The organism is Nocardioides sp. zg-1228 (genome assembly GCF_017086465.1).
Lineage (GTDB): Bacteria > Actinomycetota > Actinomycetes > Propionibacteriales > Nocardioidaceae > Nocardioides.
Window position 1 is genome coordinate 3,518,016 of sequence record NZ_CP070961.1, and the last position, 25,867, is coordinate 3,543,882.

The 25,867-nt window shown below is 71.5% G+C and carries 26 protein-coding genes; 13 read left to right on the plus strand and 13 right to left on the minus strand.

The features are described 5' to 3' along the window. The first annotated feature begins 24 nt into the window (after window positions 1-24). Together gmd and JX575_RS16920 are read left to right on the plus strand one after the other, a co-directional pair. Window positions 25-1,005 carry a GDP-mannose 4,6-dehydratase gene (gene gmd / locus JX575_RS16915; RefSeq protein WP_186339230.1) on the plus strand — a complete coding sequence of 327 codons (981 nt, stop codon included), beginning with the start codon at window positions 25-27 and terminating at the stop codon, window positions 1,003-1,005. Continuing rightward, a complete protein-coding gene (locus JX575_RS16920) occupies window positions 1,002-1,937 on the plus strand; it encodes a GDP-mannose 4,6-dehydratase (protein ID WP_241005225.1) in 936 nt (311 codons plus the stop codon). Before gmd ends, JX575_RS16920 begins: the two co-directional genes overlap by 4 nt. 80 nt (window positions 1,938-2,017) lie before the next feature. Here the strand turns inward: JX575_RS16920 and JX575_RS16925 are convergent, their stop codons facing one another. The 5 genes from JX575_RS16925 to rfbA are packed head-to-tail and all read right to left on the minus strand — an operon-like array spanning window position 2,018 to window position 6,133. Next, window positions 2,018-2,533 (minus strand): hypothetical protein, encoded by a 516-nt coding sequence (locus tag JX575_RS16925; protein ID WP_186339232.1) that lies wholly within the window; start codon window positions 2,531-2,533, stop codon window positions 2,018-2,020. Window positions 2,534-2,544: 11 nt separating this feature from the next. Then, a complete protein-coding gene (locus JX575_RS16930; RefSeq protein WP_186339233.1) occupies window positions 2,545-4,320 on the minus strand; it encodes an alpha/beta hydrolase in 1,776 nt (591 codons plus the stop codon). Beyond that, the gene (locus tag JX575_RS16935; protein WP_186339234.1) at window positions 4,317-4,631 is read right to left on the minus strand and encodes a hypothetical protein; all 315 of its coding nucleotides are present in this window, start codon (window positions 4,629-4,631) and stop codon (window positions 4,317-4,319) included. Before JX575_RS16935 ends, JX575_RS16930 begins: the two co-directional genes overlap by 4 nt. Further along, on the minus strand, window positions 4,628-5,206 hold the full coding sequence (locus tag JX575_RS16940; RefSeq protein ID WP_186339235.1) for a hypothetical protein: 579 nt from the start codon (window positions 5,204-5,206) through the stop codon (window positions 4,628-4,630). Before JX575_RS16940 ends, JX575_RS16935 begins: the two co-directional genes overlap by 4 nt. Window positions 5,207-5,266: 60 nt before the next feature. Then, complete coding sequence (gene rfbA, locus JX575_RS16945; protein WP_186339236.1) at window positions 5,267-6,133, minus strand: glucose-1-phosphate thymidylyltransferase RfbA; 867 nt, start codon at window positions 6,131-6,133, stop codon at window positions 5,267-5,269. 74 nt (window positions 6,134-6,207) lie between these two features. Here rfbA and JX575_RS16950 point away from each other — a divergent pair, with 74 nt between their 5' ends. Genes JX575_RS16950 through JX575_RS16960 form a run of 3 tightly spaced genes read left to right on the plus strand, consistent with a single transcriptional unit; the run spans window position 6,208 to window position 10,518 of the window. Then, window positions 6,208-8,091, plus strand: a complete 1,884-nt coding sequence (locus JX575_RS16950) for a DUF4012 domain-containing protein (protein WP_186339237.1) — start codon at window positions 6,208-6,210, stop codon at window positions 8,089-8,091. Between the two features lie 10 nt (window positions 8,092-8,101). Beyond that, window positions 8,102-9,100 (plus strand): dTDP-glucose 4,6-dehydratase, encoded by a 999-nt coding sequence (gene rfbB, locus JX575_RS16955; protein ID WP_186339238.1) that lies wholly within the window; start codon window positions 8,102-8,104, stop codon window positions 9,098-9,100. After that, a complete protein-coding gene (locus JX575_RS16960; RefSeq protein ID WP_186339239.1) occupies window positions 9,097-10,518 on the plus strand; it encodes a bifunctional dTDP-4-dehydrorhamnose 3,5-epimerase family protein/NAD(P)-dependent oxidoreductase in 1,422 nt (473 codons plus the stop codon). The genes rfbB and JX575_RS16960 overlap by 4 nt, the downstream gene beginning before the upstream one ends. Window positions 10,519-10,540: 22 nt before the next feature. Here JX575_RS16960 and JX575_RS16965 read toward each other — a convergent pair whose 3' ends face one another. The 4 genes from JX575_RS16965 to JX575_RS16980 all read right to left on the minus strand — a co-directional run bounded on the left by JX575_RS16965 (window position 10,541) and on the right by JX575_RS16980 (window position 13,396). Then, the gene (locus JX575_RS16965; RefSeq protein WP_186339240.1) at window positions 10,541-10,834 is read right to left on the minus strand and encodes a DUF2516 family protein; all 294 of its coding nucleotides are present in this window, start codon (window positions 10,832-10,834) and stop codon (window positions 10,541-10,543) included. Between the two features lie 111 nt (window positions 10,835-10,945). Beyond that, a complete protein-coding gene (locus JX575_RS16970) occupies window positions 10,946-11,725 on the minus strand; it encodes a hypothetical protein (protein ID WP_186339241.1) in 780 nt (259 codons plus the stop codon). Then, on the minus strand, window positions 11,722-12,276 hold the full coding sequence (locus JX575_RS16975) for a helix-turn-helix domain-containing protein (protein ID WP_186339242.1): 555 nt from the start codon (window positions 12,274-12,276) through the stop codon (window positions 11,722-11,724). Before JX575_RS16975 ends, JX575_RS16970 begins: the two co-directional genes overlap by 4 nt. Before the next feature lie 133 nt (window positions 12,277-12,409). Further along, the gene (locus JX575_RS16980; protein ID WP_186339243.1) at window positions 12,410-13,396 is read right to left on the minus strand and encodes an asparaginase; all 987 of its coding nucleotides are present in this window, start codon (window positions 13,394-13,396) and stop codon (window positions 12,410-12,412) included. A gap of 41 nt (window positions 13,397-13,437) precedes the next feature. Here JX575_RS16980 and cysC point away from each other — a divergent pair, with 41 nt between their 5' ends. The 4 genes from cysC to JX575_RS16995 all read left to right on the plus strand — a co-directional run bounded on the left by cysC (window position 13,438) and on the right by JX575_RS16995 (window position 17,634). Continuing rightward, window positions 13,438-14,616 (plus strand): adenylyl-sulfate kinase, encoded by a 1,179-nt coding sequence (gene cysC, locus JX575_RS16985; RefSeq protein ID WP_241005226.1) that lies wholly within the window; start codon window positions 13,438-13,440, stop codon window positions 14,614-14,616. Continuing rightward, on the plus strand, window positions 14,609-15,145 hold the full coding sequence (locus JX575_RS19725) for a hypothetical protein (protein WP_186339244.1): 537 nt from the start codon (window positions 14,609-14,611) through the stop codon (window positions 15,143-15,145). Before cysC ends, JX575_RS19725 begins: the two co-directional genes overlap by 8 nt. Then, window positions 15,138-16,148 carry a sulfite exporter TauE/SafE family protein gene (locus tag JX575_RS16990; protein ID WP_186339245.1) on the plus strand — a complete coding sequence of 337 codons (1,011 nt, stop codon included), beginning with the start codon at window positions 15,138-15,140 and terminating at the stop codon, window positions 16,146-16,148. Before JX575_RS19725 ends, JX575_RS16990 begins: the two co-directional genes overlap by 8 nt. A gap of 97 nt (window positions 16,149-16,245) precedes the next feature. Then, window positions 16,246-17,634 carry a polysaccharide biosynthesis tyrosine autokinase gene (locus tag JX575_RS16995; protein WP_186339246.1) on the plus strand — a complete coding sequence of 463 codons (1,389 nt, stop codon included), beginning with the start codon at window positions 16,246-16,248 and terminating at the stop codon, window positions 17,632-17,634. Between the two features lie 22 nt (window positions 17,635-17,656). On the opposite strand, the gene JX575_RS17000 is transcribed toward JX575_RS16995, so the two are convergent. Then, a complete protein-coding gene (locus JX575_RS17000; protein WP_186339247.1) occupies window positions 17,657-18,493 on the minus strand; it encodes a 3-keto-5-aminohexanoate cleavage protein in 837 nt (278 codons plus the stop codon). Between the two features lie 17 nt (window positions 18,494-18,510). Here JX575_RS17000 and dtd point away from each other — a divergent pair, with 17 nt between their 5' ends. Continuing rightward, window positions 18,511-18,939 carry a D-aminoacyl-tRNA deacylase gene (dtd, locus tag JX575_RS17005; RefSeq protein WP_186339248.1) on the plus strand — a complete coding sequence of 143 codons (429 nt, stop codon included), beginning with the start codon at window positions 18,511-18,513 and terminating at the stop codon, window positions 18,937-18,939. 18 nt (window positions 18,940-18,957) lie between these two features. Here the strand turns inward: dtd and JX575_RS17010 are convergent, their stop codons facing one another. Further along, window positions 18,958-20,139, minus strand: a complete 1,182-nt coding sequence (locus JX575_RS17010; RefSeq protein WP_186339249.1) for a family 16 glycosylhydrolase — start codon at window positions 20,137-20,139, stop codon at window positions 18,958-18,960. 101 nt (window positions 20,140-20,240) lie between these two features. Here JX575_RS17010 and cysD point away from each other — a divergent pair, with 101 nt between their 5' ends. The 3 genes from cysD to JX575_RS17025 all read left to right on the plus strand — a co-directional run bounded on the left by cysD (window position 20,241) and on the right by JX575_RS17025 (window position 22,990). Beyond that, on the plus strand, window positions 20,241-21,155 hold the full coding sequence (gene cysD / locus JX575_RS17015; protein WP_186339250.1) for a sulfate adenylyltransferase subunit CysD: 915 nt from the start codon (window positions 20,241-20,243) through the stop codon (window positions 21,153-21,155). After that, window positions 21,155-22,456, plus strand: coding sequence for a sulfate adenylyltransferase subunit CysN (gene cysN, locus JX575_RS17020; protein WP_186339251.1), 1,302 nt, complete (start codon window positions 21,155-21,157; stop codon window positions 22,454-22,456). The genes cysD and cysN overlap by 1 nt, the downstream gene beginning before the upstream one ends. A 333-nt stretch (window positions 22,457-22,789) precedes the next feature. Continuing rightward, entirely contained in the window at window positions 22,790-22,990 is a 201-nt protein-coding gene (locus JX575_RS17025) for a hypothetical protein (protein ID WP_186339252.1), read from the plus strand. On the opposite strand, the gene JX575_RS17030 is transcribed toward JX575_RS17025, so the two are convergent. Then, window positions 22,987-24,270, minus strand: a complete 1,284-nt coding sequence (locus JX575_RS17030) for a hypothetical protein (RefSeq protein ID WP_186339253.1) — start codon at window positions 24,268-24,270, stop codon at window positions 22,987-22,989. The two genes, JX575_RS17025 and JX575_RS17030, sit on opposite strands and share 4 nt — an antisense overlap. A 470-nt stretch (window positions 24,271-24,740) precedes the next feature. Further along, on the minus strand, window positions 24,741-25,835 hold the full coding sequence (locus tag JX575_RS17035; protein WP_186339254.1) for a hypothetical protein: 1,095 nt from the start codon (window positions 25,833-25,835) through the stop codon (window positions 24,741-24,743). Window positions 25,836-25,867: the final 32 nt, after the last annotated feature.

Here is a 25,867-nt window from a genome sequence, read left to right on the forward strand (position 1 = left end):
GGAGCGTGCTGACACAATGCCGGGGTGCCGAGCGCTCTCATCACCGGAATCACCGGACAGGACGGTCTCTACCTCGCCGAGCTGCTGATCGAGAAGGGCTACGACGTCCACGGCCTGATCCGCGGCCAGAACAATCCGCGCCGCGCCCTGGTCGAGGACCTCGTCCCCGACGTCACGCTGCACCACGGCGACCTGACCGACCTGTCCAGCCTGATGCGGGCGATGCGCGACTCCGAGCCCGACGAGGTCTACAACCTCGGCGCGATCTCGTTCGTCGCCTACTCCTGGGAGAACGCCTTCGTCACCAGCGACGTCACCGGCATGGGCGTGCTCAACATGCTCGAGGCGGTGCGCCTCCACGCGGGCGACGACCCGTCCTCCATCCGCTTCTACCAGGCCTCGAGCTCGGAGATGTTCGGCAAGGTGCAGGAGGTGCCGCAGTCGGAGCGCACCCTGCTGTGGCCGCGCTCGCCCTACGGCGTGAGCAAGGTCTACGGCCACTACATGACGATCAACTACCGCGAGTCCTACCGCATGCACGCCTCGTCGGGCATCCTGTTCAACCACGAGTCTCCGCGCCGCGGCCCCGAGTTCGTGACCCGCAAGATCAGCCAGGCGGTCGCCCGGATCCACCTGGGCCAGCAGGACTCGATGGCCCTCGGCAACCTCGACGCGCGCCGCGACTGGGGCTACGCCGGCGACTACGTCGAGGCGATGTGGCGGATGCTCCAGCAGGACACCGCCGACGACTACGTCATCGCCACGGGCGAGACCTGGTCGATCCGCGACTTCCTCGACCTCGCCTTCGCGCATGTCGGCATCGACGACTGGGCCCGCTACGTCACCCAGGACCCCCGCTTCATGCGCCCGGCCGAGGTCGAGCTGCTCATCGGCGACGCCAGCAAGGCCAGGGACAGGCTCGGCTGGACGCCGAGCGTCTCGTTCGCCGAGCTGGTGGCGATGATGGTCGACGCCGACATCGCCGCCGCCAAGGCGGGTTGGTGACCGCAGCCGCCCTCATCACCGGCATCGGCGGGCAGGACGGCACCTACCTCGCCGAACGCCTGGTGGCCGAGGGCCTCGAGGTGCACGCGCTGGCGCTGGCGGGCGACGGCCACCCGGAGCACTGCCCGGCCGAGGTGGTGCTGCACACCGGCGACCTGGCCGACGTCGAGGGCACCCGACGGCTGGTGCGCGAGGTCGCGCCGCGCGAGGTCTACAACCTGGCCGCGATCAGCTCGGTGGCCCAGTCGTGGGACGAGCCCGACCGCACCGCGCAGGTCAACGGGCTGGCGGCGGTCGCGCTGATGGAGTCGGCGCGCCAGGTGCACGGCGTACGCCTGGTGCAGGCCTCGAGCGCCGAGATCTTCGGTGAGGCCGCCGACTCGCCCCAGACCGAGGACACCCCGGTGGCGCCGGTCAACCCCTACGGCGCATCGAAGGCGTACGCCCACCTGTCCGCGCGCGTCTACCGCCAGCGCGACCTGCACGTCTCGAGCGCGATCCTCTACAACCACGAGTCGCCGCGCCGGCACCCGCGGTTCGTGACCCGCAAGATCACCTCGACGGTGGCCGCCATCGCCCGCGGCGAGGCCGACGAGCTGGTGCTCGGCAACGTCGACGTGCGCCGCGACTGGGGCTGGGCGCCCGACTACGTCGACGCCATGGTGCGCGCCGCCCGTGCCGACGAGCCCGGCGACTACGTCGTCGCGACCGGCACGGCCCACTCGGTGCGCGACTTCGTGGCCGCCGCCTTCGCCGCCGCCGGCATCGACGACTGGGAGCCGCTGGTGCGCCAGGACGCCGCGTTCTTCCGCCCCGCCGACCCGACCGAGCTCGTCGGCGACGCGAGCCGGGCGCACGAGGAGCTGGGGTGGGCGCCGACGGTCGACTTCGCTGAGATCGTGCGGCGGATGGTGGCGGCCGACCTCGCCTGACCGACCGTCGAGTCGGCGCATCCTGGCCCCCTGACACCGTCGAGATTTCCGGGCGAGGATGCGCCAACTCGACGAGGGCGTCAGTCGAGCGGGATGTCCACCGAGTTGTCGCGCTCGACCGGGTCGGTGTCGCTCGGCACCTCGACCTCGCCCTCCTGGTCGAGGCTGAGCACGAGCTCGCGCTCGCCCACCTTGGTCCAGCCGATCGTGGTGCGGAAGTCGTCGCGCTCGAGCTGGGCCCACGGCTCGGAGGCATCGAGGCCATCGGCCGTGCGCGTCCACCCCGCCTCCTCGAGCGCCGTCGCCGCCCGGTCGACCTGCTCGCCCTCGGCACCCTCCCCGACGACGACCGCGGACGCCTTGTAGTCCTCGGCGCGGTAGGTCGACATGCCCTCGCTCTCGACGCGACCCTTGGCCCGCTCCAGGCTCAGCCCACTGTCGGAGAGCACCCCCGCCATGTCGCGCACCTCGGAGTCGACCGCGCTCTTCATCGACGCCAGGTCGTCGGCCGCCTGCTCGGGGTCGGGATCGCCGCAGGAGCCCAGACCGACGGCGAGGGTCAGTGCCAGCAGCAGGCGGAGCGGGAGCAGCGTCATGCGCCCCATCCTCACCGGTCGGGGCTCGTGTCGGAGCGGCCGGGCTGCCCCGCGGTCGGGTCGCGGTCCCACTCGGGGTCCTGCGGCGGGCCCCACCACGGGTCGTAGCTCTGCGCGGCCTCGTTGATCTGGTCGCCGTGCCCGTCGACGATCAGGCCGATGTTGTAGAGCGACTCGGTGTCCGGGTCGAGGTAGGAGCTGTGCGCGTCACCGGTGTTGCGGATCCAGCTGCGGTCGACGTCCTCGGCCTCGAACCGCTGGGCGCCGAAGTCCTCCGACGACGGGTCGGTGCCGAGCCCGAGGCCGAGCTTGCCGACCCACCCCTCGTCGCCCAGCACGGCGACGAGGTCGCGGCTGTCGCGGCCGACGTAGACGTGGTCGGACCCGGGCCCCAGGTCGTCGGCGTGGTCGGCCGGACCCGCGCCGGGACTGCCGATGAGCACCACCTCGTCGACGTCGGAGGCGTCGCCGTGCGTGGCGTACGCCGTCGTGGTGGAGCCGTAGCTGTGGCCGACGGCCGTCAGGTGGGCCGGGTCGTCGGGTCGCGAGGCGCGCAGGCCGTCGATGGCGTCGGCGAGGTTGCGCCCGCCCTCCTCGGCCCGCCCCTCGCTCAGCGTGGCCGGGTCGGTGGGGCCGTCGGGTGCGTCGTAGCCGAGCCAGAACATGGTCGCGACGCTCGACCCGTCGCCGTTGTAGCGCGTCGACTCGTAGAGATTCATCATCCGGTCGGTGTAGGCGGTGGTGTCGCCCATGTCGGTGGTGATGCCGGGGGTGAACACCGCGACGTCGTCGGCGTGGTCGAGGTCGCCCACGGCGACCGCCACCCGCCCGTCGCCGTCGTAGGCGGCCGGGTCGTAGAGCCACAGCGTGCCGCCGGGCCGCAGCGCCGGGTCGAGCGGATCGGTGTAGGCGTCGGCGTTGGCGAGCGCGTCACGCGCCTGGCCGGCGTTGGCGAGCACCCGGCGCTCGAGCGGCGAGATCGTGCCGTCGTCGTCCTTGGCCGCGAGGCGGGCGAGGTCGTCGTCGAGCAGCACGCGGTTGGCCTGATCGCGGGCGTCTGCGGGCAGTCCGTCGCCCTGGCCCACGCGCTCGGGGTAGGCCGCGATGACCGCCTCCCGCTCGGCCTCGCTGAGGCCGTCCCACCACCGCTGCACCTCCTCGGGCGTCGCGCCGCTGCCGGGGGCGCCGGGGCGGTTCATCGCCGACTCGGCCATCGGCGGGACGCGCCCGTCGGCGGAGAGCGACTCCGGGAGCGAGTCGGCGGCCTGGAAGACCTGGCGCAGCAGCGTCTCGTTGTCGCGCACCCGTCGCTGCAGGTCGTCGTCGTCGGCGACCAGGTCGGCGTAGTCGGCGCGCAGGTCGCGCGCCCGCTCGCGGAAGGCGGCGATCTCGGCGTCGGTGACCTCGGTCGCGGCGTCGATGTCGGCGATCAGCGCGGTGCGCCGCCCGTCCAGCGAGCGCTTGCGCTCGAGGAGGTCTTCGTGGGCGCGGAGCAGGTCGCGCAGCGTGTCGGCGAACGCGGTCACGCCGCGCCCGACCCGGCGCACCGTCGTCGCCATCGCGGAGTGCTCGCCGGACGCCACGCCCGACGCCTCCTTGTAGGCGTCGTAGGCGACGCCGGCCCAGCTGCCGAGGTCCTGCAGCTCGCGGCTCCTGTCGGCGAACTCCTCGTAGCGACCGGCCGCGGCGTAGATGGTGGTGGCGAGGGCGTCGGCGCCGCCCGCGTCGCCCTCGGGCTTCTTGATCTGCGCCGGGACGGAGGCCGGCACCTCGATGGTGACCGTCATCGCCGCGAGCCCAGCCGCGCGTCGAGGTCGCTGAACTGCCGGTCGGTCGCGTCGTCGGTGGTCGTGTAGTCGTCGGAGGTCGCGCGCAGCGCGCCCACGAACCCCTGCGCGATGGCGGCGCTCTCGCCGGCATAGCCGGCCCACCGGGACAGGAACGTCGTGGCCGCGCCCTGGACGCTCGGCGGGAGCGCGGACGCCGAGGCGCTGCCCAGCTCGCGCGACGAGGTGTCCATGAGGGCCTGCTGCGCCTCCCACCCCTCGGTGCCGCGGCGCAGGGACTCCATCTGCCAGACCAGCGGCTGGTCGCTCATCCCGCATCACCACCGACGGCCGCGGCGGCGGCGTCCTCGCCCACCACGACCAGCGCGGAGCGCACCCGCACCACCACGCGAGCGGTCGTCGGCACGAGCACCTGCACGTCCTCGCGACCGAAGCGGCCCGGCCGTCCGGCCAGCACCCGGGGAATGCCGTCGGGCGGGGCCAGCACGTGCCAGCCGTCGGCCTCGGCGAGCAGCTGCTGCGCGCGCCCGAGCGCGGCCGAGGCGACGACCGGGTCGAGGTCGTCGAAGGTCGCGGTGCCCTGCCAGCGCAGCGTGCCCGGCTCGGACCCGGCGAACCAGGTGTCGTCGAGGTGGGCCGGCTCGCCCTCGAGGCCGAGTGCCGCCCACAGGGCGGCCATCCGGGCCCGCAGGTCGTCGCGTGCGGCGACCGGGTCGACCGCCGGCTCGTCGGCCGGGACGTCGGCCCGACGGGGCGGCTCGGGCGGCAGCACCACGAGGTCCACGTCGCCGTGGCGCCTCATGACCGTCGCCCAGAACGGGTCGAGGGCGACCGCGCGCGTGGCCCGAGGGCCCTGGGCGAACTCCAGACGTGTCGGCTCCGGCACCCGCTCCTCCTCACGTCGTCTAGGTGTCATGTCCCCCGACGACGGGGAGTCGAAACGCGATCAGCCGTGCCGGAGCAGACCGAGCAGGTATTCGCCGTAGCCGCTCTTGCGCAGCGGCTCGGCGCGGGCGGCGAGCTCGTCGTCGGACAGCCACCCCATCCGCCAGGCGACCTCCTCGGGGGCGCCGACCTTGAAGCCCTGCCGGCCCTCGATCGTGCGTACGAAGTTGGAGGCGTCGTTGAGCGAGTCGAAGGTGCCGGTGTCGAGCCACGCGGTGCCGCGGGGCAGCACCTCGACGTGCAGGCGGCCCTCCTCGAGGTAGCGGCGGTTGAGGTCGGTGATCTCGAGCTCCCCGCGCGCAGACGGCTTCAGCTCGGCGGCGTACTGGACCACGTCGTTGTCGTAGAAGTAGAGCCCCGGCACCGCGAAGTCGCTCTTGGGGTGCTCCGGCTTCTCCTCCAGCGACAGCGCGCGGCCCTGGTCGTCGAACTCCACGACGCCGTAGGCCCGGGGGTCGGCGACGTGGTAGCCGAAGACCGCGGCGCCGTCGAGCTCGGAGAAGCGCAGCAGCTGCTGGCCGAGGCCGGAGCCGTAGAAGATGTTGTCGCCGAGCACCAGCGCGGAGCGCTCGTCGCCGATGTGGTCGGCGCCGATGATGAACGCCTGCGCGAGGCCGTCGGGGCTGGGCTGCACCGCGAAGGTCAGGTCGATGCCGAACTGCGAGCCGTCGCCGAGCAGCCGGTGGAAGCCGTCGGCCTCGTGGGGCGTGGTGATGATCAGGACGTCACGGATGCCGGCGAGCATCAGGGTCGAGAGCGGGTAGTAGATCATCGGCTTGTCGTAGACCGGCACCAGCTGCTTGCTGATGCCCTGCGTGATCGGGTGCAGTCGGGAGCCGGTCCCACCGGCCAGGATGATTCCGCGCATGGCTGCACCCTAGGGCGTACGGGACGGGTGCCGGGATTCTCCAGGGCCGGCGCAGGTTTGGCACGATGTCGCGCATGCCGTCCTCCCGCCGCGCCACCCCGCGGCGGATGATCCGGCCGGCGACGGTCGCGGGCGCGCTGCTCCTGGTGCTGGTGGGCCTGGCCCTGCTGGCCATCCCGTTCCTCTCCGCGCCGGGGCACGCCGAGGATGCCCGCGCCGAGCTGACGGCGGCCAAGGAGGCCCTCGACGCCGGCGACATCGACGACGCCGTCGCCGCCGTCGAGCGGGCCCGCTCGGAGACCGACGACCTCCAGGCGGCGGTGCAGGGAGTCGGCGGCGACGTGTGGAGCCGGGTGCCCGTCGCCGGCGGCGCACTGCGCGACGTGCGACGCCTCGGCAACGCGCTGGACCAGCTCGTCGGCGTGGCCGAGACCGGCGTACGCGTCCTGCCGCAGGTGCGCGGCGAGGAGTCGACCCTCCTCGACGGCGGCAACGTCGACCTCGACGTGCTCGAGTCGGTGATCGCCGACCTGCGCGCGGTCGGCGCCCGGCTCTCCGACGCGCAGGCCGAGCTCGACGCGGTGGCCGACACGCGCCCGCTCGTCGGCGAACGGCTCGCCGAGGCAGCCGCCGACGCCCGGGCCGAGGTCGACCCGCTGGCCGACGGGCTCGACGCCGTCGACCCGCTGCTCACCCACCTGCCCACGATGCTCGGCCGCAATGCGAGTCGTCAGTACCTCGTGGCGTTGCTCAACCCTGCCGAGATGCTCTACTCCGGCGGCACCCCGCAGACCTTCGTGACCGTCGACCTCGACCGCGGCCGCCTGTCGATGGGCGAGACGCTCGACCTCTCGACCGCCCCGGGCGCGGCCCAGCCCCGCTACTGGCGCAAGGTCAAGGGCAACCCGCTGCACCGTGGGCAGGTGAAGCCGGCGCTGGCCACGATGGCGCCTGACTGGGCGGTCTCGGGCAACGAGCTGGCCAACGCCTGGCGCAGCCTGCGCGGGCGCCGGATGGCGGGCGTCGTCGTCATCGACGTGGTCGCCGTCTCGCGGCTGCTGGACGTCTCGGGCCCCCTCGAGGTGCCGGCCCTCGGCACGCTCACCGGTGACAACCTCGTCGAGAAGCTCATCGGCAGCTACGACGACTACCCCGAGCCCGCACAGCGCAAGGCCGTCAACCGCGCCCTCGCACCGGTGTTCGTCGACCGGCTCCTGTCCGGCAACGACCCGGTCGGCACCGGCCGGGTGCTCGGCGAGGCAGCCGACCAGCGGCGCTTCGCCGTCTACCTCCGCAGCCCCGACGAGCAGGCGGTCGTCGACGACCTCGGGCTGACCGGCCGGCTCTCCGACACCGAGCACGACTACCTCGGCGTCTTCACGCAGAACAAGGTGCCCAGCAAGTCCGACTACTGGCAGCGACGCACCGTGAGCACCGACGTCGCGATCCGCGAGGACGGCAGCGCCCGCGTGCGGATGGAGATCGAGGTCCACAACGACTCCCCGCCCTACGCCCAGCCGCTGCCCGACCCCCGCGAGGGCTACTTCACCCGCTGGAACACCCTCAGCGTCGCGCCGTTCCTGCCGAAGGGCGCCACCTTCGACTCGGTGCAGGTCGACGGCGTGCCCCGCGAGGTCTCGCCGCGCAGCTTCTACGGTCGCTACTTCATCCGCCCGGAGATCGAGTTCGCCCCGCAGGCGCGCCACACCCTCGCGGTGACCTACGTCGTGCCCGCCGCCGCCGTGGACCGCGACGGCGCGCTCGCCTACCGGCTGGCCATCGACCCCCAGGGCATGGTCGACCCCCAGGACGTGCGGGTCACGGTGCGCTTCCCGCGCGGCTACGCCGTCGACGCGGAGCTGCCCGAGGGCTGGTCGAGCGCCGGCGGCCGGGTGGCGCGCTATCGCAGCGACGCGCTCGAGAGCGTCGAGTCGTACGAGGTCCTCGCCCACCCCTAGACTCCGCCGCATGGAACGCCTACTCGTGACCGGAGGCGCGGGGTTCATCGGATCGAACTTCGTGCACCACCTCCTCGAGCACACCGACCTCAGGGTGACCGTGCTCGACAAGCTGACCTACGCCGCCTCCAAGGAGTCGCTGGCCGGGCTGCCCGAGGACCGGGTGCGGCTCGTCGTCGGTGACATCGCCGACGCCGACGTCGTCGACCCGCTGGTCGCCGACCACGACGCGGTCGTCCACTACGCGGCGGAGTCGCACAACGACAACTCGCTCAACGACCCGAGCCCGTTCGTCCACACCAACATCCTCGGCACCTTCACGATCCTCGAGGCCGTGCGCCGGCACGACAAGCGGCTCCACCACGTCTCGACCGACGAGGTCTACGGCGACCTCGAGCTCGACGACCCCAAGCGCTTCACCGAGGACACCCCCTACAACCCGTCGTCCCCCTACTCCGCCTCGAAGGCCGGCTCCGACCACCTGGTCCGCGCGTGGGTCCGCAGCTTCGGCGTCCGCGCGACGGTCTCCAACTGCTCCAACAACTACGGCCCATGGCAGCACATCGAGAAGTTCATCCCGCGCCAGATCACCAACGTGATCGACGGGATCCGGCCCAAGCTCTACGGGTCGGGCGAGAACGTCCGCGACTGGATCCACGCCGACGACCACTCCTCGGCCGTGCTGACGATCCTGGAGAAGGGCCGCATCGGAGAGACCTACCTGATCGGCGCCGACGGCGAGAAGAACAACCTCGAGGTCGTCCGCCTGATCCTCAAGCTGATGGGCCAGGCCGAGGACGCCTTCGACCACGTCAACGACCGCGCCGGGCACGACATGCGCTACGCGATCGAGTCGGGCAAGCTGCGCCACGAGCTCGGCTGGACGCCGCAGTTCCAGGACTTCGAGTCGGGCCTGGCCGACACCATCGAGTGGTACCGCACGCACGAGGAGTGGTGGCGCCCCCACAAGGACGCCACGGAGGCCAAGTACGCGGAGAAGGGCCAGTGACCCTCCCCTCCCTCGAGACCACCCCGATCCCGGGCCTCGTCGTCGTCCGCCTCGACCGGCGCGACGACGAGCGCGGGTTCTTCAAGGAGAACTGGCAGCGCGAGAAGATGCTCGCCATCGGGCTGCCCGACTTCGGCCCGGTCCAGAACAACGTCTCCTTCAACGGCGACCGCGGCGTGACGCGCGGCATCCACACCGAGCCGTGGGACAAGTTCGTCTCGCTGGCCACCGGCCGCATCTTCGGCGCCTGGGTCGACATGCGCGAGGGCGACACCTTCGGCGCGACGTTCACGCTCGAGATGGACACCTCGGTCGCGGTCTTCGTGCCGCGCGGCGTCGGCAACAGCTACCAGGTGCTCGAGGACGCCACGGCCTACACCTACCTCGTCAACGAGCACTGGCGCCCGGGCATCTCCTACCCCGCGCTGTCCCTTGACGACCCGACGGTCGCGATCCCGTGGCCGATCCCGTTGGCCGAGGCGATCATCAGCGAGAAGGACCAGCACAACCCGGCGCTGGACGCCTCGACCGCGATCCCGCCCAAGAAGACGCTCATCGTGGGCGCGCTGGGCCAGCTGGGCCGGGCGCTGCACGCCGCCCACCCGGACGCCGACCGGGTCGACCTCCGCGAGGACGAGGGCGTCACCGCGCTCGACCTCACCGACGCCGAGGCCGTCGCGGCCTGGCCCTGGCACGACTACGCCGTGGTGATCAACGCCGCGGCCTTCACCGCAGTCGACGCGGCCGAGACCACCGAGGGCCGGGTGGCCGCGTGGGCCGCCAACGCCACCGGGCCCGCCACGCTCGCCCGGCTCGCCCGCGAGCACCGCTTCACCCTGGTGCACCTGTCCTCGGAGTACGTCTTCGACGGCACCGCGCCGCTCGACCCCGGCCACACCGAGGACGAGCCGCTGTCGCCGCTGGGCGTCTACGCCCAGTCCAAGGCCGCCGGCGACCTCGCGGTGGGCCTGGCCCCGCGCCACTACCTGCTGCGCACGTCGTGGGTGATCGGCGAGGGCAACAACTTCGTGCGCACCATGCGCTCGCTCGCCGAGAAGGGCGTCTCCCCCAGCGTCGTCGACGACCAGGTGGGCCGGCTCACCTTCACCGACGAGCTGGTGCGCGCCATCGGCCACCTGCTCGACTCCGACGCCGCGTTCGGCACCTACAACGTCTCCAACGGCGGGCCGGCGATGTCGTGGCGCGAGATCGCCCAGGCGGTCTTCGAGCGGTCGGGCCGCAGCGCCGACGACGTGTCCGGCACGAGCACCGAGGCCTACGCCGACGGCGTACGCGCGCAGGGCAAGCCCTTCGCCCCGCGTCCGCTCCACTCGGCGATGTCGCTCGCCAGGATCCGTGCCACCGGCTTCGAGCCCGAGGACGCCATGGCCGCCCTCGACCGCTACCTCGCTACCTGAGCGGCGAGACCGGGCGTGGGTCTCACCGGCGCGAGGTGACCTCGGCGAGCGCCGGGCGCACGTCGGCGAGGTAGACGAGCGAGGCGATCGTGAAGACGAGGTGGATCAGCCCGAGCGGCGAGGAGCCGATGAGGATCAGCTGGGCCGCGAAGCCGAGCCCCGTGATCGCGCACCACGCCGGCTTGGTCAGCTTGCCGGCCGCCTCGTAGGCCTCGGCGGAGTAGGTGAGGGAGTTGATGAACGCGAAACCCTTGATCGCGAGCAGGGCGAGGAGCACCACCAGCATCAGCGTGCTCTCGAACGCGTAGATGTTCACCCGCTCAGCCTAGACGCCCGAGGCACGCCGGCGGAACGGCCGAGGCCCCCGTCCGTGACGGACGGGGGCCTCGGCTCAGAACAGCAGCAGCTGCTCGTGGGGGTGGTCCCTTCAGTCGCCGACCTTCTCGGCCGCGTCGACGACGGCCTTGGCCGCGTTGGACGCCGTCGCGGTGGCGGCGGTCGCGGTGGCCTTGGCGCTGGCCCGCGCGGTGGCGCTCTTCTTCGCCGCGCTCTTGCGGGCGGTGGTCGCGGAGGCCTTCTTGGCCGCGGCCTTCCGCGTCGCCTTCTTGGCGGTCGGCCTGGGCGTGGGGGCGACCTTGGTGGCAGCGGTCTTGTCGGCCGCAGCCGTGGTGGCCTCGGCGGCCTTCTTGGCCTGGGTCGCGGTGGTCTTCGCCTTGGCGACGGTGGTGCGCGCCGACGACACGGTGGCCCGGGTCGACTCCTGGCCGCGGATGCGGCCCACGAGCGACTCGCCGCGCTTGACGAGGTCGGCGTAGGCGGCGTTGGCCGCGGAGACGTTGCCGTCGACCAGCGTGGTGACCTGCGCGGCGACCTGGGTGGTCACCCGGGCCGGGTAGGCCAGGGCCTCGGCCTGCAGCTCGGCGACGCGGGCCTCGACGGCGGCGCGGCGGGCCTGGGCCTGCTTGCGCAGCGCCTGCGGGTCGGTCGCGGTCCGCTGCACCTCGCTGACCCGGGTGGTGACGTCCTTCTGCACGGCGGCGACCCGCTTCTGCACGTCGGCCACCGCCTCACGGACGGCCTCGACGGCCAGGTCGGTGACGCCGACGCCGGCCAGGACGGGCTTGAGGGCTTCGCTCTTGAGGTCGCGCTTGGTGGTGGCCATGGGGCTCTCCTTGCGGTGGGTGCTGCCGGTGGTCTGCGGGCTCACGACTCGTCGGTCTCGTCGACGGGCCGTGTCGGTGCGTCTGCCTGGACTTCTGCCTGGACTTCTGTCGGTGCGGTGGCGGCGTCGCGCTCGTTGAGGGCGAGGAACGAGGCGTAGACGTCGAGGAGCGAGTGCTTCTGCCGCTCCGTCAGCGCCGTGTCGGCGAGGATCGCGAGCTCCACCGATCCGGCCTGGCCCGGGTCGGGATGGACGATGCCCGCGCGGACGTAGAGCTGCTCGGCACTGACGCGCAGCGCCCGGGCGAGCTGCTGGAGCACCTCGGCCGACGGCTTGCGCAGGCCACGCTCGATCTGGCTCAGGTAGGGGTTGCTCACGCCCACCTGGTCGGCGAGCTGGCGCAGCGACAGCTGGGCGCCGACCCGCTGCTCGCGGAGGTAGTCACCCAGCGTGCCGATCGAGTCGACGACCGCCTTGCTGGTCTTGGTGGTGGCCTTCGTGGTGGCAGTGGTCGTGGCCTTGGTGGCCCTGCGTGCGGTCGCGGTCGTGGCGGCGGTCTTCGAGGCGACCCTCGTGGTCTTCTTCTCCTTCGCCATGCCTCCAGTGTGCTAACAGGAGTTAGCAGAAACAAGCCCGATGGAGGTGAGACCCCTCACAGAGTCCTCGACCCATGCGGCTTGTCGGCGCTAGCCGTCTGTTCGCAACGGTGCCGGCGGACCCCGCTCGACCTCAGAAGACGGCGCGGATCTCCCCGACCGGGACCCCGCCGCCGAGGAGGTCGACGCGCCCGGTCGTGCGCACCGCCGCGGCGTCCACCCCGTCCTCGTCGAGCACCCCCGAGCGCCGCAGCGCCTCGGCCATCAGCACGGGGCGCACCCGCGCCGCGCCGTCGTCGGTCTTGAGCGCCCAGGCACGACCGTCGGGGAGGGCGACGGCGTAGCAGGACTCGGCGCCGGCCTTGCCGATGAGTCCCGGCACCGCCCGGTGCAGGGCGAGCTCGTCGCGGGTGGTGCCGCTGACGTGCTCGGGGTGGCGCCGGATCGCGTCGGCGACACGGCGCGCCGGGCCGTCGTCCGCGGTGGCCAGCGCGGCGAACGCCCTCGCCAGGCCGGTCAGCGACGTGGAGAGCAGCGGCGCGCCGCACCCGTCGACCGCGACCGCCGCGATGGGCTCGCCGGTGAGCCGGGCGAAGGTGTCGGCGATCGCCACCTGCAGGGGGTGGGTCGGGTCGAGGTAGGTCTCGGTGTCCCAGCCGCGCAGGACGCAGGTCGCGAGCATGGCGGCGTGCTTGCCCGAGCAGTTCATCAGGATCGGCGCCCGTCCGCCCCCGGCGCGTACGACGGCCTCCCGGGCCGCGTCGTCGAGCGGGTAGTCGGCCGGGGTCCGGAGCGCCGACTCGTCGAGGCCCGCGCTCGCCAGCGTGCGGCGTACGCCCTCGACGTGGAACTCCTCCCCGGAGTGCGAGGCGCACGCGAGTGCGAGGAGCTCGTCGGGCAGGTCGAGGCCGAGCTCGACCATCGCGAGCGCCTGGACCGGCTTGTTGCTCGAGCGCGGGAGGACGGGGACGTCGACCGCGCCCACCGACCAGTCGACGGCGCCGTCGGCGGTGAGGGCGACGATCGAGCCGTAGTGGTGGCCCTCGACGAAGCCCGAACGGACGATCTCGGCGACGACCGGCCGACCGGCCGGCGTGGTGGTGGAGGCGGCAGACGACATGTCCCGCAGGCTACTCACCGCGGCTCTGAGAGGATGCGCGGGTGATCCAGCACTGCCCCACGCCGACAGAGCTCGACGACCTGGAGCTCCTGGTCTCCGGCGCCTACGCCCCGCTGACCCGTTTCAACGAGCCGGACAGCGTGGTCACCCTCGACCTGCCCGACGGCGTGGACGACGCCGAGCTGGTCGACCCCGAGGGCCTGCCACTGGCCCGCGTCGCGGCCGACGGGTCGCTGGAGCCGCTGACGCACGCCCAGTACGGCCCCTTCCGCCGGCTGCACCTCACCCCCGCGCAGGTGCGCGAGCAGCACGCCGGCGCGACGTTCGTCCCGGTCGTCGACGCGCTGAGCGAGGCCGACCTCGACGAGCTGCGCGGCCTCGGCCGCGTGGTGCTGCTGGCGCTGTCGGGCACCGGCACCTCCCCCCTCTCCCCCGTCGCGCTGGTCCGCGCCACCCTCGCCGCGGCCGACCTGCTGCCGGACGCCGCGGTCGTCGCGGTGCCGCTGCCGGCCCACGGCGACGCCGAGGCCGACCACGCCCTGGGCGCCCGGGTGGTGCAGACCTACGCCGGCGACGACCCGGTCCACGCCCTCACCGAGACCTCCGGCGACCTCCCCGCCGCCGTCGCCGCGATCGTCGACGAGGACCAGCCGGCTCCCGAGGATCAGGGCCTCGTGCTCTTCTTCACCGGGCTGTCGGGCAGCGGCAAGTCGACGCTCGCCCGCGCGCTGGTCGACCTCCTGCTCGAGCAGGGCGGCCGCACGGTCACCAGCCTCGACGGCGACGTCGTACGCCGCAACCTGTCGGCCGGGCTCACCTTCAGCCGGGCCGACCGCGAGACCAACATCCGCCGCATCGGCTGGGTCGCCGCCGAGATCGCCCGCCACGGCGGCGTCGCTGTGTGCTCGCCGATCGCCCCGTTCACCGAGACCCGCGACCAGGTGCGCGAGATGGTGGAGGCCGCCGGCGGCGCGTTCTTCCTCGTCCACGTCGCGACCCCCCTCGAGGAGTGCGAGCGCCGCGACCGCAAGGGCCTCTACGCCAAGGCCCGTGCCGGCGAGATCCCCGAGTTCACCGGCATCTCCTCGCCCTACGAGGAGCCCGACGACCCAGCCGTGCGCGTCGACACGACCGGGCGCACCGTCGAGGACGCGCTCGACGACGTCCTGGTCGCGCTCGACGAGGACGGCTACCTCCACCTGCGGGGCACCGATGGGTGAGCCGCTGAAGGTGCTCTTCGTGTGCACCGCCAACATCTGCCGCTCGCCCTTCCTCGAGCTCACCGCGCGCCGCCTGGCCGGGCCCGACTCGGGTGTGGAGTTCTCCAGCGCGGGCACGCACGGCTTCGACAGCCACGCGATGGACGACGTCATGGTCTCCACCCTCGCCGAGGACACGTCGTCGGGCTTCGCGAGCCGCCGCCTCACCGCGCCGCTCATGGCCGAGGCCGACCTGGTGCTGACCGCGGAGTCCACCCACCGCAGCTTCATCCTGGAGGAGTTCCCCCAGCACCTCCGCAAGGTCTTCACCGTGGGCCAGTTCGCCGCCGCGGTGGAGGAGCACCCCGACCTCACCGGTCGCGAGCTGGTCGCGGCCATCGGCGCCCGCCGTACGGCGGCGCGGCCCGAGCACGACATCGCCGACCCCTACCGGCGCGGGCGATCGGCGGCGGACACCGCGGCCGACACAATGTCGAGAATGCTGAGCGTGATCGTCCCCCGGCTGGCCACAGGAGGCTCCGATGGCTGAGCTGCTGACCCTCACCGCCCTCTCGATCCTCGTCGCCGGCTTCGTCGTCGGCGTCGTCGTCGGTCTGACTGGCATGGGCGGCGGCGCCCTGATGACCCCCGCCCTGCTGTTCCTGGGCGTGGGAGAGGCCGCCACGGTCGTGACCGCCGACCTCACCGCGGCGGCCGTCTACAAGACCGGCGGCGCGATCGTGCACAAGCGCGAGGGCTCGCCCAACATGCGCCTGGCCATGTGGCTGATGATCGGCTCCATCCCGATGGCGCTGCTCGGGCCACACCTGGTGGCGTGGCTCACCGACGACACCGAGCAGCTCAACCACGTGCTGATCATCAGCATCGGCTTCGCCCTCCTGCTGGCGGCGGCGACCTACGCCCTGCGCCTCTACGTCAACCTGCTCCGGGTCCGCTCGGGCACCCACGTCCACGACGACGACCCGACGATCCGCGTGGTCCCGACGCTGCTGGTCGGCATGCTGGGCGGACTGCTGGTGGGCATCACCAGCGTCGGCTCCGGCTCGGTCATCATGATCGCCCTGCTGATGCTCTACCCCGGCCTGTCCGCGGTGAAGCTCGTCGGCACCGACCTGGTCCAGGCGGTGCCGCTCGTGCTCGCGGCCGCGATCTCCAACATCGCGCTCCACGGCATCGACTGGGGGATCCTGATCCCGCTCGTCATCGGCTCGGTGCCCGGCACGATCATCGGCGCCCACCTCGCCCCGCGCGTGCCCCAGTCCTTCATCCGCCGGGGCATCGTCATCGTGCTGACGATGAGCGGCGTCGCGCTGCTCGACAAGTCCGGCTGGGCCCCGCTCGGCGTCGAGGAGACCCACCCCATGCTGATCGCCGGCATCGGCCTGGGCGTGCTGGTGGTGCTTCCCATCGTGTGGGGCTTCCTGCGCAAGCAGCAAGGGCTGCCGATGTTCGGCTCGCCGACCATCGCCCAGCTCGACGACCCCGACTACCGTCCCGGGCTCGTGGGGATGAAGAAGGTCGACCGGGAGTAGAGCAGGCGACGTCCCCGCTGCACGCCACGATGACGGGCGAGGACCACACCACCCCTATTCTTTGCGAAGTTTCGTTGACAACAGGGGGAAGTGAAGCGTGGAGCTGCAGGACTACTGGCGCACCGTCCGACGGCGGTGGCGGCTGGTTCTCGGGAGTGTTCTGATCGTCCTGGCGGTCGCCGCGGTGTGGACCTGGTCGGTGACCCCGACCTATGCCTCCACCACCCGGATCTTCGTCTCGACAAGCCAGACCGACGAGAACAGCGCCTACACCGGCAACCTCTTCGCCACCCAGCGCGTGGCGTCCTACGCCGACCTGGTGACCAGCAACCAGCTCGCCGAGCGCGTGGCCGCCGAGCTCGGCGACACCGACGCGATGGACCTGCGCGAGCAGGTCACCGCCTCGGCCGTCCCGGAGACGGTGCTGCTCGAGATCGAGGCCGTCGACGCCGACCCCGAGCGCGCCCGCGACATCGCGCAGGTCTACGCCGAGCAGCTGCAGATCCTCGTGGAGGAGCTCGAGACGCCCCGCGGCGAGACCGCGGCCGTCGTCAAGGCGACCCTCATCGACGACGCCCAGGTCGCCCGCTCCCCCGTCGCGCCGCAGCCGCTGCGCAACCTGGCGCTCGCCGGCATCCTCGGGCTCCTCCTGGGTGTCGGCCTGGCCGTGGCGCGCGAGCTCCTCGACACCAGCGTGAAGGGCGCCGACGACGTCGCCGAGATCACCTCGGCCCCCGTCCTCGGCAACATCTTCCAGGACAACGACGCCAAGCGCTCGCCCCACGAGGTGCTGTCGACCGCGACGCCGTGGGCCGAGGCCTTCCGCGTGCTGCGCACCAACATGCAGTACGTCGACGTCGACAAGGAGCAGAAGGTCTTCGTGATCACCAGCTCGCTGCCGGGCGAGGGCAAGAGCACCACCGCGGTCAACCTCGCGGTCACGCTCACCCAGGCCGGCCAGCGGGTGGCGCTCGTCGAGTGCGACCTCCGCCGCCCGCTCATCGCCGACCGGCTCGAGCTCGACGACGCCATCGGCACCACCAGCGTCCTGATCGGCAAGGTCAGTGCCGAGGACGTCATGCAGCAGTACGCCGACACGTCGCTCGACGTCATGGTGTGCGGCCAGATCCCGCCCAACCCGTCGGAGCTGCTGCAGTCCCAGGCGATGGAGATGCTGCTGCTCGAGCTGCGCACACGCTACGACGTCGTGATCCTCGACGCCCCGCCGCTGCTGCCTGTGACCGACGCCGCGCTGCTCGCCACCCGCGCCGACGGTGCGGTCGTCGTGGTCAGCCACGGGCGGACGACCCGCGACCAGCTGTCGACCGCCATCGAGCGCCTCGACTCGGTCGGCGCCACCACGCTCGGCGTGGTCGTCAACCAGACGCCGGCCAAGGCCGCCTCCAGCGGCTACGGCTACGGCTACGGCTACGCCCCGCTCGACGACGCCGTCGCGGCCGGGGGCGGCAAGCGCCGCCGGCGCTGACCGCCGGCAGGACCCGGACGGCTCAGGCGAGCCCGAGCAGCTCGCGGCACTGGGCGGACGTCATCGGCGTACGCTGCGCGATCCGGCCGAGGTCGACCGCGCGCTCGACGAGCTGGGCGTTGGACTCCACCGGCACGCCGCGGCTGATGGTGAGCACGTCCTCCATGCCCACGCGGAGGTGCCCGCCCATCGACAGCGAGGCCATCGCGACCGCGAGGGTCGAGCGGCCGATGCCGGTGGCCGACCACGACGTGACCTCCGGCGGCAGCGCGGCCACGCCCGCGACCAGCGCCGGGGCCGTGCCGGGCATGCCGCCGGGCACGCCCATGACGAAGTCGACGTGCACCCTGCCACCGGCCGGGACGCCGTACTGCCGGATCAGCCGGTCGAGGGCGTGCACCTGGCCGAGGTCGAACAGCTCGAACTCCGGGGCGACCCCGCGCGCGAGGGCGAGCTGGTAGAGGTCCTGGACGAAGGGCCAGGGGTTGAGGAAGACGTCGTCGCCGAAGTTGGTGGTGCCCATCGTCAGCGAGCACGAGTCGGGCTCGGCGTCGAGCACCGTCAACCGCTCGTCGAGCGGGTCGTGCACCGAGCCGCCGGTGGACAGCTGGACGACGAGCGAGGACGACTCGCGCACCGCAGCGACCCACTCGCGCAGCAGCGCCTGGTCGAGCGTCGGCTGGTGGGCGGAGTCGCGCACGTGGAGGTGGATCATCGCCGCGCCGGCGGCCTCGCACTCGGCCGCGGTGCGCGCGATCTCCTCCGGGGTGGTGGGGAGCTGCGGGCAGTCGGCCTTGGCGGTCTCGGCCCCGGTGGGGGCGACCGTGATCAGCAGGTGGTCGGCGGGTGAGGCAGGCATGGCGGCATCCTTGCACCATGCGTGCGGTCATCCAGCGGGTCCTCTCCGCCAGCGTCCGGGTCGACGGCGAGGTGGTCGGCGAGCTCGACCGACCCGGGCTGCTGGTCTACCTCGGCGTGACGCACGACGACGGGACCGCCGAGGTCGCCTGGGTCGCGCGCAAGATCTGGGACCTCCGCCTGCTGCGCGACGAGCGGAGCGCCAGCGACGTCGGCGCGCCGGTGCTGGTGGTCAGCCAGTTCACGCTCTACGGCGACGCGCGCAAGGGCCGCCGACCCACCTGGCAGGCCGCCGCGCCGGGTCCGGTCAGCGAGCCGCTCTACGACGCCGTCTGCGCCGAGCTCGAGCGGCTCGGCGCGCACGTCGAGCGCGGCCGCTTCGGCGCCGACATGCGCGTCGCGAGCGTCAACGACGGCCCGGTCACGCTCGTCCTCGACTCGCCGTAGGCCGCCGACCCGTGGGCGCTACCGCTTCGGGCCGGTCTCCCAGACCCGCACCCAGTCGACCTCCATCGTCTCGGGCAGCTCGCCGTCGAAGCGGGGCAGCTCGTAGTCGGAGGACAGCAGGCTGAGGATGAGGAACTCCGGGCGCCCGGCCGTCGGCCCCTCGAGCCGCTGGGTGACCCGGTCGTCGATGCGGAACACGTACTCGTCGGGCGTCCACTCCAGCGAGAACACGTGGAACTGCTCGGCCCAGTCGTCGCCGAGCTCCTTCCCGTCCGGGAGCCAGCCACCGACGGTCTGCTTCTTCCCGGCCTTGTCGAGGTAGTAGGTGAAGCTGGTCAGGCCGCCCTCGGGGTGGCCGCCGCCGAAGTACTCGATGACGTCGATCTCGGCGCCGCCCTTCTTGGGGCCCCCGCTGCGCTGCCCGCCGACGGCCTGCATCCAGAACGCCGCGTGCTGACCGCGAGCCGCCTGGGTCTTGATGCGCGCGGCCGCGAAGCCGTAGGTGAAGCCCACGGTCCCCTCGGTGCCGACGTGGCCGTTGAGGCGGTAGGGGAACTTCTTGCGGCGCCCGGGCAACGTGCACTCGTCGCCCTTGCGGTCCGGGTCCTCGAGCACGCTGAGCCGCAGCACACCGTCGGTCACCTCGGCGGCGTCCGAGCTGGCGCGCGAGCACGTGCGTACGCCGATGTAGCCCTGGTCGCGGGTCACCCACGTCGCGCCCTCGACGTCGACGGAGTCGTCGTCGAAGTCGTCGGTGAACGTCGCCGCGGGGGCGTCGTCGGTCGAGACCTCGGCGCCGATCGCGTCCTCGCCCTCCCCGACCACCACGTGCAGGTCACCGGACGCGCGGCTGGTCAGGGAGACCCACCCCGTGGCGTCGGTCTCCCCCTCGTCGACCTCGGTCCAGCCGTCGGCGGTGCGGGCGACGAGGGTCACGGGCGTCCCCTCGTCGACGTCGGCGACGGTGGCGTCGACCAGCCACGCCGCGTCGTCGGCGGCCTCGACGTCCTCGCCGTTGGCCGCGAGCTGCGGCAGCACGTCCGCCGTCACGTCGTCGCTCCGCTCGTAGGACGGCGGCGCGGCCTCGCCGTCACCGCTCGAGGAGCAGCCGGCGGTGACGAGCGCCACGCCCAGGGAGCAGGCGACCAGGGCGCGCCCCCGCGTGCGGGAGCGGGGAACGAGTCGAGGAGTGCGGCTCATCCTCCGAGTCTGTCCGACCGTGCCCGGCAGTGCGAATCGTCCCCCACGCCGCCCGTCGCTACGATGATGGCTGCTGTCCCTAGAGAGGTCCCTGCAACGCCATGACCAACACCCACGTCGACTACCAGCTGAGTCAGCTGGACCAGCTCGAGGCAGAGTCGATCCACATCTTCCGTGAGGTCGCCGCCGAGTTCGAGAAGCCGGTCCTGATGTTCTCCGGCGGCAAGGACTCGATCGTCATGCTCCGCCTGGCGGAGAAGGCGTTCTTCCCGGCGAAGCTGCCGTTCCCGTTGCTGCAGGTCGACACCGGCCTCGACTTCGAGGAGGTGCTGACCACCCGCGACTCGTGGGTCGAGCGGCTGGGTGCGCGGATGATCGTGGCCACCATCGACGAGGCCATCGCCGCGGGTCACGTGGTCGACGACGGCAAGACCAGCCGCAACCGCATGCAGATCGGCACGCTGCTCGGCGCGATCGAGGAGCACGGCTTCACCGCCGCGTTCGGTGGCGGGCGTCGGGACGAGGAGAAGGCCCGCGCCAAGGAGCGCGTCTACTCCCACCGCGACGACTTCGGCCAGTGGGACCCCAAGATGCAGCGTCCCGAGCTGTGGAGCCTCTACAACGGGCGCATCCACGCCGGTGAGCACATGCGGATCTTCCCCCTGTCCAACTGGACCGAGCTCGACATCTGGCACTACATCCACCGTGAGCAGATCGCGATCCCCTCCATCTACTTCGCCCACGAGCGCGAGGTCGTCGAGCGCGACGGCATGCTGCTCTCCATCGGCCCCGAGATCCAGCCCAAGCGCGGCGAGACGGTCGAGAAGAAGATGGTGCGCTTCCGCACCGTGGGTGACCGCACCCAGACCGGCTGCGTGGAGTCGGTGGCCACCGACACCGCCGCCATCATCGACGAGATCGCCATCGCCCGGGTGACGGAGCGAGGCGCCACGCGAGGCGACGACCGCTTCTCCGAGGCAGCCATGGAAGACCGCAAGAAGGAAGGCTACTTCTGATGGCCAGCACCCCCCAGACCTCCGACGCGCACACCGCCGCCCAGGGCGAGATGGACCTGCTCCGCTTCGCGACCGCCGGCTCGGTCGACGACGGCAAGTCCACCCTCATCGGGCGCCTGCTCCTCGACTCCAAGTCGATCTTCGAGGACCAGCTCGAGGCGGTGGAGTCGACCAGCCAGTCCAAGGGCTACGACTACACCGACCTGGCGCTGCTGACCGACGGGCTGCGCTCCGAGCGCGAGCAGGGCATCACCATCGACGTGGCCTACCGCTACTTCGCCACGCCCGCGCGCAAGTTCATCATCGCCGACACCCCCGGCCACATCCAGTACACCCGCAACATGGTCACCGGCGCCTCGACCGCCGACCTGGGCCTGGTGCTCGTCGATGCCCGCCAGGGCCTGACCGAGCAGTCCCGCCGCCACGCGGTGCTGCTCTCGCTGCTGCGCGTGCCGCACCTGGTGCTGGCGATCAACAAGATGGACCTCGTCGACTGGTCGCAGGAGGTCTACGAGAACATCCACAAGGAGTTCACGAACTTCGCGACGAAGCTCAACATCCCCGACCTCGAGGTCATCCCGATCTCGGCGCTGCAGGGTGACAACGTCGTCAATCGCTCCGAGAACACCCCGTGGTACTCCGGGCCGACGCTGATGCACCACCTCGAGCACGTCCACGTCGCCTCCGACCGCGACCTGGTCGACACCCGCTTCCCGGTGCAGTACGTCATCCGCCCCAAGTCCGACGCCTACCACGACTTCCGCGGCTACGCCGGCCAGGTCGCCGGTGGCGTGCTCAAGAAGGGCGACGAGATCGTCGTGCTGCCCAGCGGCATGACCTCGACCATCTCCAAGGTCGAGCTCTTCGACACCGAGATCGCCGAGGCGTTCCCGCCCATGTCGGTGACCATCCACCTCGACGACGACGTCGACGTCTCGCGCGGCGACATGATCGCCCGGCCCAAGAACGCGCCCAAGCCCAGCCAGGACATCGACGCGATGATCTGCTGGATGACCAACGAGCCCCTGCGCCCGCGCCAGAAGCTCGCCATCAAGCACACCACCCGCACGGGCCGTGCGATGGTCAAGGACATCCAGTACCGCTTGGACGTCAACTCCCTGCACCGCGACCAGGAGGCCGGCGAGCTCGGGCTCAACGAGATCGGCCGCGTCCAGCTGCGCACCACCGTGCCGCTGCTGTGCGACCCCTACTCGAAGAACCGCACCACGGGCTCGTTCATCCTCATCGACGAGGCCACCGGGGTCACCGTCGGCGCGGGCATGATCAACAGCGCCAGCTGAGGACGGGGTCCAAGTCAGGGCCGTGATCCGCTCCGCGCTCTACGGGGCGACCCTCCAGCTCTGTCGGGGTACACATTCGCGTTCGTGAGGGTGTTCACACCCCGCGGATCGACCAAGGGACCGGCTTCACTTCCTCCCTCTCGTCGTGTCCGGCGATCCCTGACTGCGACCACATCGGTATCCCGGTGCAGAAGAACAACGGCATTGTGACCCGCGGCAACCAGGTCCACAACTACGGCGACAACGGCATCGACATCAACGACGCGTCCGACCCGTCCGGCCTTGGCGTAGGCGGCGTACGCCATCAACTTCAACGGCGAGACCGTGGTCTACATGGGCGCGAACATCCCGGCCGAGGGCGAGTACGTGAGGATCACCGGCGCTCACTACTGCGTGCGCGCCAACGCGTGCGGCGAGGTCAATGTGGGCAACCCGAGCGCCAAGGCGGCGGGCAACTTCCTGGCGGCGGGCAACGGCCTCTCCCAGTCTCGTTGTCGCAGCAAGCGAGTACACCGAGATGTCACCGCGACCTAGCGGCTCCGCAACGACGCCTGCTGCCTGGGTCGGGGCTGGTCGGACCCGGTCCCGACCGGGGGCCGGTCCTTGCTCTTGCGGTCCTTGGGCTCGACGGGCACGTGGTAGGCCGCGAGGCAAGCCACCGACAGGAACGCCCAATAGAAGAACTCGTTGTGGCTGCTGTAGAACGTCGTCACCAGCAGTAGGCCGAGGCACATCAGCAGGATGTTCCACTCGCGCTGACGCCAGAGCCGGCGCAGCACGCCGAGCCACAGCACCATGAACGCCAGCGCCACCCACAGTGGGAACTCGACGAGCACGGATGCGTTGGCCGAGTGGATAGGCGCGAAGTCACCACGCAGCGCTTGGATCGCGCCGGGGTCGCGCGAACCGAGGAAGAAGAGCGAGATCCCCTGGTCGCGCAGCCCGGACGCGAACCCACCCGGCCCCACCCCGAAGAACAGGATCCCGACGTCGGCCAACTTCAACTCGAACGCCAGCCGGATGAGCTCGATGTGAGCGGCCAGGGAGTCGTCCTGGAAGCTCTGGAGCCGCGCACCGAGGGTCTTCGAGATGGCGCTGCGGGCCACGTACACCAGCACGACCGGGAGCGACCACAGCACGAGGTGGTGCAGGTAGATCCGGCCGGGGTCCATCGCGAGTCTTCGGGTGCGGCGATACTCGAGGAGCGCGGCGAGCAGGAACAGCGGCGCACCGAGGGCCACCAGCCGGGATGCAGTGAGCAGCGATGCCGCGTAGACGGCGCCGGCCAGCGCGAATCGCGACACGCCGTTGTTGGCCCACATGACGAGAAATGCGAGCCCGTAGGCCGTGACGGCAGCGTGCGATTTGTCCTGGTAGTAAAAGTCGTAGTAGGGGATCGGCTCGGTCACGTACTGGAAGGTCGCCGTCCCCGCCAGGAAGATCGCCGCCAGGTTGATCGGGGTCCGCAGCGCACTTCGGGCGTCGACGTGTGGGGCGAGCCTTATCGCCAGCGCGACGTGCAACGCCGCGAGGCAGAAGAACGCGATCTGCAACCAGTTCGGCGATCCAGTCCCTCGCGCGGTTAGCAGCAGCGGCGACACGCAGATTCCGAGGACGACCACAACCAGCGTGAGCACGTCCTTCTGGCTCAGCCGGCGCATCGCCGGGAGCAGCAGGAATAGGGAGATCGCCTGACCGACGTTGCCGACCGAGAAGCCCGTGACGATCGGGAACCCAGCTCCGAGAAAGAGCACGCTCGCCTGCAGGCCTCGGACCTCGCGGCGGGAGGCGGGTCTCGGGGCATCGGTCTGCATGACCCGGCGATGATACGACGCCCATTGCCTGCCCGACTGATCCTTGGCACATACGCCCGGCTCCGCCACGGCCCCGCTCAAGCCCACAAGGGTTCGAGCGGGGCCGTTCTGCACTGTCGGACGTCACACATTGGCCGGATGGACGGGGGCCACGGCGCCCACCGTGCGAAAGGTGGATGGGCAACGAGCACTGCGCGCGTGAGCAGCTGCCGTGGGGGCGTACTCAAGGGAGCAACGGCGCACTGGCTTGGGGGCGGCCCCTGCGAACTGGCAGACATCCTCGCCACCACGCTCCGCTGTTCATGTGGCGCATCCTGTGGCAGACCCCGACACCCATGACCCTCGCGACCCTTCCTGATAGCTCGGACGGCGGCGCCGCCATTGCAGCAGAGATCACAGGACGCGCGGATCACAGCACGAGCAACCGGCCCGGGAACACGCGTAGGTGCTCCACCTGCTGCGACTGACGGCTAGGCGCGGAAGGCATTGACATCGGCGCGTCGCTCTGGCGCGGCGCGCCACTCACGGCGCAGCACGGATGCCGCAACCGGCACCTCGAGGAGCACGATGATGGCCATGGCGCCGCACATGGCCATCACCGCCCCTGTCGAGCCGATCGCACCAGCAGCAACCGGGACACCCACAAGCCCGAACACCCCGCCGACGAGGGTGCTCAGCAGGAGCGGTCTTGTCTGGTGCTTGTTGGCCAGCACATGCCGACCCGTGACGGTTTCGAGGGACCACAGTAGGTAGTAGCAGCCAAACCAGACACAGTCTTCCTGTGCCATTCTGAACTCCCCGAACAGCAGCCCCGTGAGTTCGGGTCCGGCAACGACGATTACCGACAGCCCCAGCATTCCGATGCCGGCGTGCGCCGCGGCCGCGACCGCGCAACGTCTGACGAAGGCGGGCCCCTCGGCTCGCGCCACCCACCCCATGAGGCTGTTACCGGTCACCGAGATGGCGACGGCGCCTGCGCGCGTCAGCCGCTCCCCCGAATTGAAGGTGGCGACTGTCGCGGCCGACGTCACCTGTCCGACCAACGCTGAAGCGCCGACCGTATAGCTGCCTGCGATGACTTCCGTCGCTGCGGCCTGAACCATGGCGCCGTGCCGAACGATTGGTCTCACGATCGTTGTGGCGGCCCGTCGCTCGCGCCAACTGAAGGCGATCACCGGCAAGATGATCGAGACAGCGAAGACAATCGGGAAGTAGAGGACATCCCCTGTCCATGCCGCGAGACTGGCTCCGGCCACGCTGCCGAAAGCGCGGGGCAAGGCATCGAACACAACGAGTTGCCTGGGCTGTCCGGTACCGACGGCAAACCAGGTCAGCGAGAAGCCGACCAGAGATGTAGCGAGGGCGACGGAGATCCCTAGGAGCCTCGAGCCTTCGGGCATAGACGCAAGACACAGAATCACGAGCGGTGGGGTAACCACCAGCAAAGCACACAGCCGCGTCCGGATGCTCACGAGCCACAGGGCGGCCAGCTGGTCCTTATCGGAAAGCGCCGCACGCGCGGGACCGACCACCGACCAGCCGTAAGAGACCGCCAGCCCGGCCACGGCGCCGAGCCCCTGAGCTATGGCGACAGTCG

Bases quoted from the DNA above. Each gene is read 5' to 3' on its own strand.
- JX575_RS16925 (WP_186339232.1), bottom strand. From the start codon at position 2,533: ATGACGCTGCTCCCGCTCCGCCTGCTGCTGGCACTGACCCTCGCCGTC.
- JX575_RS16930 (WP_186339233.1), bottom strand. From the start codon at position 4,320: ATGACGGTCACCATCGAGGTGCCGGCCTCCGTCCCGGCGCAGATCAAG.
- JX575_RS16935 (WP_186339234.1), bottom strand. From the start codon at position 4,631: ATGAGCGACCAGCCGCTGGTCTGGCAGATGGAGTCCCTGCGCCGCGGC.
- rfbA (WP_186339236.1), bottom strand. From the start codon at position 6,133: ATGCGCGGAATCATCCTGGCCGGTGGGACCGGCTCCCGACTGCACCCG.
- JX575_RS16950 (WP_186339237.1), top strand. From the start codon at position 6,208: ATGCCGTCCTCCCGCCGCGCCACCCCGCGGCGGATGATCCGGCCGGCG.
- rfbB (WP_186339238.1), top strand. From the start codon at position 8,102: ATGGAACGCCTACTCGTGACCGGAGGCGCGGGGTTCATCGGATCGAAC.
- JX575_RS16975 (WP_186339242.1), bottom strand. From the start codon at position 12,276: ATGGCGAAGGAGAAGAAGACCACGAGGGTCGCCTCGAAGACCGCCGCC.
- JX575_RS16980 (WP_186339243.1), bottom strand. From the start codon at position 13,396: ATGTCGTCTGCCGCCTCCACCACCACGCCGGCCGGTCGGCCGGTCGTC.
- JX575_RS19725 (WP_186339244.1), top strand. From the start codon at position 14,609: ATGGGTGAGCCGCTGAAGGTGCTCTTCGTGTGCACCGCCAACATCTGC.
- JX575_RS16990 (WP_186339245.1), top strand. From the start codon at position 15,138: ATGGCTGAGCTGCTGACCCTCACCGCCCTCTCGATCCTCGTCGCCGGC.
- JX575_RS17000 (WP_186339247.1), bottom strand. From the start codon at position 18,493: ATGCCTGCCTCACCCGCCGACCACCTGCTGATCACGGTCGCCCCCACC.
- dtd (WP_186339248.1), top strand. From the start codon at position 18,511: ATGCGTGCGGTCATCCAGCGGGTCCTCTCCGCCAGCGTCCGGGTCGAC.
- JX575_RS17010 (WP_186339249.1), bottom strand. From the start codon at position 20,139: ATGAGCCGCACTCCTCGACTCGTTCCCCGCTCCCGCACGCGGGGGCGC.
- cysD (WP_186339250.1), top strand. From the start codon at position 20,241: ATGACCAACACCCACGTCGACTACCAGCTGAGTCAGCTGGACCAGCTC.
- cysN (WP_186339251.1), top strand. From the start codon at position 21,155: ATGGCCAGCACCCCCCAGACCTCCGACGCGCACACCGCCGCCCAGGGC.
- JX575_RS17025 (WP_186339252.1), top strand. From the start codon at position 22,790: ATGGGCGCGAACATCCCGGCCGAGGGCGAGTACGTGAGGATCACCGGC.
- JX575_RS17030 (WP_186339253.1), bottom strand. From the start codon at position 24,270: ATGCAGACCGATGCCCCGAGACCCGCCTCCCGCCGCGAGGTCCGAGGC.